This window comes from Armatimonas sp., assembly GCF_964826245.1.
Map to the genome: position 1 here is coordinate 1 of NZ_CBAYMC010000243.1, position 6,422 is coordinate 6,422.

Sequence of the window (6,422 nt, forward strand, 5' to 3'; positions counted from 1 at the left end):
AGGCGGCCAGCGTCCCGGCGATCTCTCCGGCCAGAAACTCCGTGGGGTGCATGCGGGCCGACGCGAGGGCGAGGCGGCTGGCTCCGAAGTTCTTGGCGGCGGGCAGGATATTGGTCGGGCCGGACGCGGGGAGAAACGCGCCGAGGGGCAGGTGGTAGGGGAGCGCGACCGAGAGCAGGGGCGGCTCGCCCTTGCTCGGGTGGATGTCCATGGCGTAGAGAGCGCACCCCACGGAGTCCTCGAACGCCGTTCCCCACTTGGCGGCGGGATCGGTCGAGCGCAGGTGGTTCTGGGTGAGGGTCGTGCGAGCCTGCAAGCGCCGCGATTCCCGGATATACGGGTGGATCGCCCAGCCGCCGTCTGCTGGGACTTGCATCTCGGGATAGCCTAGCTTAGTCGGGTCATCGTCGCGCGGGCACTCGGTCTGGAGCCAGTAGGCAAAGCCCTTGGCGAAGTTCAGGCCGCGCTCCAGGATGCGCACTTGCTCGTCCACGGGCTTGTCGAGATAGCTCTCCTCATGGAAGTCGTTGCCGCGCCAGTTGATGAGGGCTAGGTCTCCAACGGGCGATTTTTTCTCGGTGAAGCTGGAGGAGGCGATGAGCCGCCGGTAGGTCCAGAAGGGGAGATAGCTGCGGCCATTGGCTTGCGCTTTGTCCAGAACTTTGTAGGTCACGGAGTAGGGCTCGGCTTTATCGCGGTAGATATAGTCGAGCGTGTAGTCGCCAAAGCTCTTGAAGTAGTCGTACTCGGCGGGTTTTTCCAGTGTCGGGCCGGGCTGCGCTTGCCACTCCATCAGGAAACAATACGTGAAGCTCTGCACCCAGCTTGGGTTGGCCGTCTCCGGCGCGAGCGACTCGCCAAACTCGGAGAGCGCCTCCTGTCCAAGGCGAAACGGGGAGCCCGCCAGGGCGAGCGCCGAGCCATCTTCGGTGGCGTCTAGCAAGAACTGGCAACCGACTCGGATGATCTTGCCCGTCTCTAGATCGGCGATATCGGCGTAGTTGATGCGCTCCTGCCCCGAGTAGCGCGTGACCGAGCGCAGCTGGTGGCGCATCAGAATTCTTCGTGGAGGGTAGGCCGCAAGCCGGTCTTTAATGGCCTTCTCCCAGACATCGGGCAGGCCAGAAACGCGGCTGACCCAGCAGTCGCCAATATTCTTTCCCGCGCCGGGCTTCACGCCGGGCTGGGCGTTGTAGTGATCGCGCACGGCCTGCCGAAGGGCACGGTAGGTCTTGGTCGAGGGCCCTGGCTCTTTCTCGACATGCGAGTTTTCGTCGGGGACCGGCACGAGCTGGCTGGTGAGCTGTCCGCCGAGCATCCGGGTGGGCTCGACAATCACCACGGAGAAGCCGCGCTTCGCCGCCGCTTCGGCTGCCGCGACGCCGCCTAGTCCGCCACCGATCACGAGCACATCGCAGCTCAGGCTCACGTCTGAGGGATTGACTGCCACCTCAACGGCACGGCGCTTTTCGATATCTAAGACGCGGGTGAGCTCAAAGGGAGCAGGGACCGTAGGGGCTTGGGCGTTGGCTTCAGGCATGGCAAGGCTCAGAAAGGCAAGAAGAGTGATGGAGAGGGCGAGTGGTTGGTTCATGATAGCCACACCGGTTAGAGCGGGGGGCTGGAGATACCGCCGATTAGAACGGCGGTACTTTAGAGCCTTCGGCTACGAAGGGCGTTCCGCCCATGAAATAGGGAATGGCCGGAACGGCCTTTGTAGCTTTAGCTCTCCAGTCCCGCCGTTCTAATCGGCGGGACACTCTAAACCGGCAATTTTTACTTAAACGTGGTCTTCATCAGCTCGATAAGCTGCGGGGGAACAACTTTCAGCACCGACGTGGCGGCGACGATGTCCACGCCCTTGACTTCGGTGCCGACGAGGGCCGCCATCTGGCCGAACTGCTTCTCGTTGACCAGCTCTGCAGCCTTCATTCCGACGCGCATGCCCAGCACACGGTCAAAGAGGGTCGGAGCGCCCCCACGGTGGACATGGCCCACAACTGCGTGGCGGCTCTCCCAGCCGGTTTTCTCGCTGATGATGCTGGCGACATACTCACCGACGCTGCGGTCCGAGAGCTTCACATGGCCAAAGTCGTCCACGGCTTTTTCATCGCCGATTACCGCAGGAAGCTCGGTGCCCTCGGAGCAGACCACGAGGCCGTATTTCTTGCCGCGCGCCTTGATCGCATTGAGGTGCGCGATCATCGCGTCGACGTCTAGTGGCTCCTCAGGAAGGGTGACCCAGTCCGCGCCACCGGCAACTCCGACATACCAGGCGACCCAGCCTGCGTGGCGGCCCATCACTTCGAGCACCATCACGCGGCGGTGGGAGCGGGCCGTGTCGCGGAGGCGATCAATGGCATCTAAACCGACGGCTGCTGCCGTATCAAAACCAAACGTGAAGTCCGTGCCCGACAGATCGTTGTCCATGGTCTTGGGGACGCCCACGGTCGGGACGCCGTGATCACGGAAGAGCTTCGCGGCCACACCCAGCGTGTCCTCGCCGCCACAGGCTACAATCGCATCAAAGCCTGCAGACTTGATATTAGCGAGCACGGCCTCTAAATCTTTCTCGCCGCCTTTTTTAAAGGGGTTGGTGCGCGAGGAGCCCAGCATCGTGCCGCCCTGGTAGATAATCTCCTCGACATCGTTTAGGCCCAGCGGACGGTACATTCCCTTGACCAGCCCACGCCAGCCCTCTTCGATCCCGACAAACTCGAAACCAAAGTCCATTCCGCGGTACACCACGCCCCGGATCGCCGGGTTGAGGCCGGGACAGTCGCCCCCGCCGGTTAAGATTCCAACTTTCACTAATCAAGCTCCCCGAAAAACAGCCCCGGTAAGTAACGCGAGTAACTTCGGGGCTGTTTCTAGTTTTGTTATCGTTCGGGCTCTAGGATACCGTAGTTTTTATCCGCCCGTCTATAGAGGACGCTCACTTGGCCGGTGTCGGCGTTCTCAAAAACAAAGAAATCATGGGAGAGGAGCTCCATCTGGGCCACCGCCTCCAGCTCCGTGAGTGGCTTGATGGCAAAGCGCTTGCGCCGCAGAACCTTGCCGTCATCGTCATCGGCTTCGTCATCAGCTGCTGTGGGCATGTGTCGAGGCGAGTCGTGCTCATGGTGGTTGCCGCGCTGGTGCCACTTGTGACGCTCCTTGTACTTGGACATCCGGCGCTCAAGCTTATCGACAACATGGTCAATAGCGGCGTACATGTCCTCACAGCCGTACTCCCCACGTAGAAGAATTCCATCGCCTTCCAGCTGAACCTCAACCCGATGGTGTTTGCCGTGAACGCTCTGGGTGACCGTGGCGGTCTGAAGCGTGGCGAAGTGCTTCGAGAGCTTGTTGACTTTCTTGTCTGCGTAGTCCCGCAGAGCGTCCGTGATTACGACTCCTTTGCCGCGAACCTGAACTTGCATGGTGAATAACCTCCAGTAATAAGTTTCGGTTAAGAGCCCGGAAATTCCTCCTGGTAAATCAGTGCGACCGCATGAGCGCAGATTCCCTCGCCGCGCCCCACAAAGCCCAGTCCTTCGTTCGTAGTAGCCTTGATACCAATGGCCATCGGAGAGATCTGAAGTGCATCGGCGATCACGGTCTTCATCTCCTCGGCGCGTGGCCCGATCTTGGGAACCTCGGCGATCACGGTGACATCTACATTGCCGATCCGCCAGCCACGCTCCAGCAGAAGAACTCGCACCTCACCAACAAACTCAATGCTGGGGCGATTTTTGTGGCGCATATCTGAGGGCGGGAAGTACTTGCCGATATCGCTTAATCCCGCCGCTCCCAGAAGCGCATCACAGAGGGCATGGAGGAGCACATCGGCATCGGAGTGTCCCGCCAAGCCGATGGGAGAATCGGGGAAGTGCACACCGCCCAGCCAGAGGGGACGGCCTTCGGCAAAAGGGTGAATATCGTAGCCGTGGCCAATACGGAGCAAAGGAGTCATGAGTATCTTTAGTATAGCACGATCTCTCGTGAGCCTTGACAAGTAAAAATGGCTGCGATAGAATTGAGAAACATAGTTTTTCACCCGTCGTAGGGTAGTGTTTTCTTAGGAAACATAGTTTTTTAAAATGGCTAGGCGGCTTCCGACAATTCGTGATGTTGCAGCGCAGGCGGGAGTCTCTGTGGGGACTGCCTCCAAAGCACTCAACAACCAAGGGCGTATCTCCACCGAGACACGGGCCGCGGTCGCTCGTGCCGCAGAAGAGCTACGTTTTGCCCCGAATGCACTGATTCGCTCCCTTCAGAGTGGGCGGACGGGAACCGTCGGCTTATTGACTTGGCCGGTACGCGAAACAGGCATTTTAAGCGTGGATCTAGCACTCTTAACGGGAGTCTCGCATGGCCTTGCCGCGCTACAGACCGATATGCTGCTCTACTCACGCTGTCCAGGGCGGGATCTAGGCACGGTCTTGCTGGATGGTCGGGTCGATGGTGCCATCTTGGTTCCGCATGAGCTAGAAGACACGACTCTGGAAAGCTTGGCGCGAGCGGGCTTGCCAACCGTGACTCTCTACCAGTCCGAAGTCCCTGCGGGTGTGGGATACGTAAAAGTGGATAATGTCAGCGGAATCTGGCAAGCTGTCGCGCATCTTATCGCACTGGGCCACCGAAGGATCGCCTACTACTCGCCACTGAACTCTGAGGACTTTAACGAGCGTTGTGCCGCATACAAGGCGTCTTGTCGGGAGCTCGGAGCACATACGGATGTTAGCCTCTGTGCGGTACCCGAGGAGTACCATGCGCCACTCTTGCCGACTTGGCAGGCATGGCAGGCTCTCGCTGAGCCGCCCACTGCGCTGATTGCCGGCAACGACGGTTTTGCGATGATGTGGTTAGAGTTCTTTGCGGCACATAACATCTCTGTGCCCGATCAGCTCTCGCTCATTGGTTTTGACGATGCTCCTATTGCCAGCGGGAGCACTGGCCTGACAACCGTGCGACAGCCCGGGCTGCAGGTCGGAGAGCTGGCAGCAACATTTGTGGATCGTCTGATCCAAGGTGCCCCTGCAGAAGAGTGCCGCCGGGTTCTTCCGGTGGAACTGATCGTGCGGGAGACAACGGGCCCCGTGGCCCAAAAACAACCCTGAAAGGTTAAAAAAAATGTCACAGAAAGACACTAATAAGAGCGCCTTTACGCTCATCGAACTCCTCGTCGTTATTGCTATTATCGCTATTCTAGCCGCGATCCTCTTCCCGGTTTTTGCACAAGCCCGTGAGCGGGCTCGCGCGATCTCTTGTGTGAGCAATATGAAAAACCTCTCGCTTGGGGTGCTGATGTACACGCAAGACTATGATGAGCAGTTCCCCAATGGACTTCAGCAGGACTGGTGGGACTGCACCTGGTATAGGACGACGGCTCCCTACGTTAAAAATCTCCAGGTCTTCCGTTGCCCAAGCGACAGCGCCTCACAAACAACCCCAGCTGGTTTTTCTTGGGCAGGGCAGCGCTTGACCTATGTCTCCAATGGGCTGATGCAGTGGGACGGATCGAACTGGTCTGTGTTTGGTCTCATGGGTATGTCACAGAGCTGGATGGGCCGCACCACAACCGGACAAGCTGCCGTAAACCGTCCGGCCGAGACCATTCTGCTTGCGGAGCGTCATCATGCTTGGTCCGGTGCTCCTACGGTCTCTACGGCACCAGGAAACGTCCTCATGTGGGGGCCAGGTGCGATGGTAACAGGTGTCAACTGGTGGGATGGCTCAGGCTCGCCTAGTCTAATCCCAGATGGCTCTGTAGCCGCTAAGCCTATCACGGATCCTACGGGCCAGTACGGCTCCATTATTCCCCGGCACCAAGAGAAGGCTAACTTTGCCTTTGCAGACGGCCACGTGAAGTCTATGGATCCTCGTCAAACCAATCCAAATCCGAATACACGTCCACTGGATAATATGTGGAATGCCTACCGTAACTAGGTAAAGGAATGTCTATGAAAAAGTTCTCGATCTTTGTGACTCTTTTAGTTGGTCTACTGCTTGTGGGCTGTCAGCCGGATGCAGATAAAGCCATGAGCAAGCAGGAAGAAGACAACATGCGCAAGCCACTTGGTCAGCCCATGCCTCCCGAGGCGGCAGCGGCCATGCAAAAAGCCAACGCCGGGCCTCCGCCCGGAGCACAGGCACCGCGCTAACGAAAAATACCCCTGGGGAGGGCAAGATCCCCAGGGGTATTGATTACTTCAGAGCCTCTTCAATCGCCGCGATTTCATCGTCGGCGAATTTTGTTTTCTCTGCGGCCTTGACATTCTCCGTGATCTGCTCGGGACGGCTGGCTCCGATCAGAGCCGAGGTCATCCGGGAGTCGCGGAGCACCCAGGAGAGCGAGAGCTGAGCCAAGGTCTGGCCTCGGTCTGCGGCGATGGCGTTGAGCTTCTCTAGCTTGGCAAGCACTTCAGGGGTCACGGCGG

Annotated in this window: 8 protein-coding genes; 3 read left to right on the plus strand and 5 right to left on the minus strand. The window is 58.9% G+C overall.

Features of this window, described 5'->3' with window-relative positions; genetic code table 11:
• From AC1XOS_RS18450 to ispF, 4 genes are all read right to left on the minus strand, one after another.
• Positions 1 to 1,594, minus strand: a 1,594-nt coding sequence (locus AC1XOS_RS18450) for an FAD-dependent oxidoreductase (protein ID WP_481963685.1), incomplete at its 3' end; no start/stop codon positions are given.
• A 182-nt stretch (positions 1,595 to 1,776) separates the two neighbouring features.
• Complete coding sequence (locus tag AC1XOS_RS18455) at positions 1,777 to 2,811, minus strand: 6-phosphofructokinase (RefSeq protein ID WP_481963686.1); 1,035 nt, start codon at positions 2,809 to 2,811, stop codon at positions 1,777 to 1,779.
• Between the two features lie 68 nt (positions 2,812 to 2,879).
• Positions 2,880 to 3,422, minus strand: coding sequence for a ribosome hibernation-promoting factor, HPF/YfiA family (gene hpf, locus AC1XOS_RS18460; RefSeq protein ID WP_481963687.1), 543 nt, complete (start codon positions 3,420 to 3,422; stop codon positions 2,880 to 2,882).
• Positions 3,423 to 3,451: 29 nt separating this feature from the next.
• Complete coding sequence (gene ispF / locus AC1XOS_RS18465) at positions 3,452 to 3,955, minus strand: 2-C-methyl-D-erythritol 2,4-cyclodiphosphate synthase (RefSeq protein ID WP_481963688.1); 504 nt, start codon at positions 3,953 to 3,955, stop codon at positions 3,452 to 3,454.
• 127 nt (positions 3,956 to 4,082) lie between these two features.
• Here ispF and AC1XOS_RS18470 point away from each other — a divergent pair, with 127 nt between their 5' ends.
• The 3 genes from AC1XOS_RS18470 to AC1XOS_RS18480 are packed head-to-tail and all read left to right on the plus strand — an operon-like array spanning position 4,083 to position 6,146.
• Positions 4,083 to 5,102 (plus strand): LacI family DNA-binding transcriptional regulator, encoded by a 1,020-nt coding sequence (locus AC1XOS_RS18470; RefSeq protein WP_481963689.1) that lies wholly within the window; start codon positions 4,083 to 4,085, stop codon positions 5,100 to 5,102.
• Between the two features lie 13 nt (positions 5,103 to 5,115).
• Positions 5,116 to 5,931: a DUF1559 family PulG-like putative transporter gene (locus tag AC1XOS_RS18475; RefSeq protein ID WP_481963690.1), complete on the plus strand. Its 816-nt coding sequence runs from the start codon at positions 5,116 to 5,118 to the stop codon at positions 5,929 to 5,931.
• 14 nt (positions 5,932 to 5,945) lie between these two features.
• Positions 5,946 to 6,146: a hypothetical protein gene (locus AC1XOS_RS18480; RefSeq protein ID WP_481963691.1), complete on the plus strand. Its 201-nt coding sequence runs from the start codon at positions 5,946 to 5,948 to the stop codon at positions 6,144 to 6,146.
• Positions 6,147 to 6,189: 43 nt separating this feature from the next.
• Here AC1XOS_RS18480 and AC1XOS_RS18485 read toward each other — a convergent pair.
• Positions 6,190 to 6,422, minus strand: a 233-nt coding sequence (locus tag AC1XOS_RS18485; protein WP_481963692.1) for an aldo/keto reductase, incomplete at its 5' end; no start/stop codon positions are given.

Coding starts and splice junctions, on each gene's coding strand:
- hpf (WP_481963687.1), bottom strand. CDS start 3,422: ATGCAAGTTCAGGTTCGCGGCAAAGGAGTCGTAATCACGGACGCTCTG.
- ispF (WP_481963688.1), bottom strand. CDS start 3,955: ATGACTCCTTTGCTCCGTATTGGCCACGGCTACGATATTCACCCTTTT.
- AC1XOS_RS18470 (WP_481963689.1), top strand. CDS start 4,083: ATGGCTAGGCGGCTTCCGACAATTCGTGATGTTGCAGCGCAGGCGGGA.
- AC1XOS_RS18475 (WP_481963690.1), top strand. CDS start 5,116: ATGTCACAGAAAGACACTAATAAGAGCGCCTTTACGCTCATCGAACTC.
- AC1XOS_RS18480 (WP_481963691.1), top strand. CDS start 5,946: ATGAAAAAGTTCTCGATCTTTGTGACTCTTTTAGTTGGTCTACTGCTT.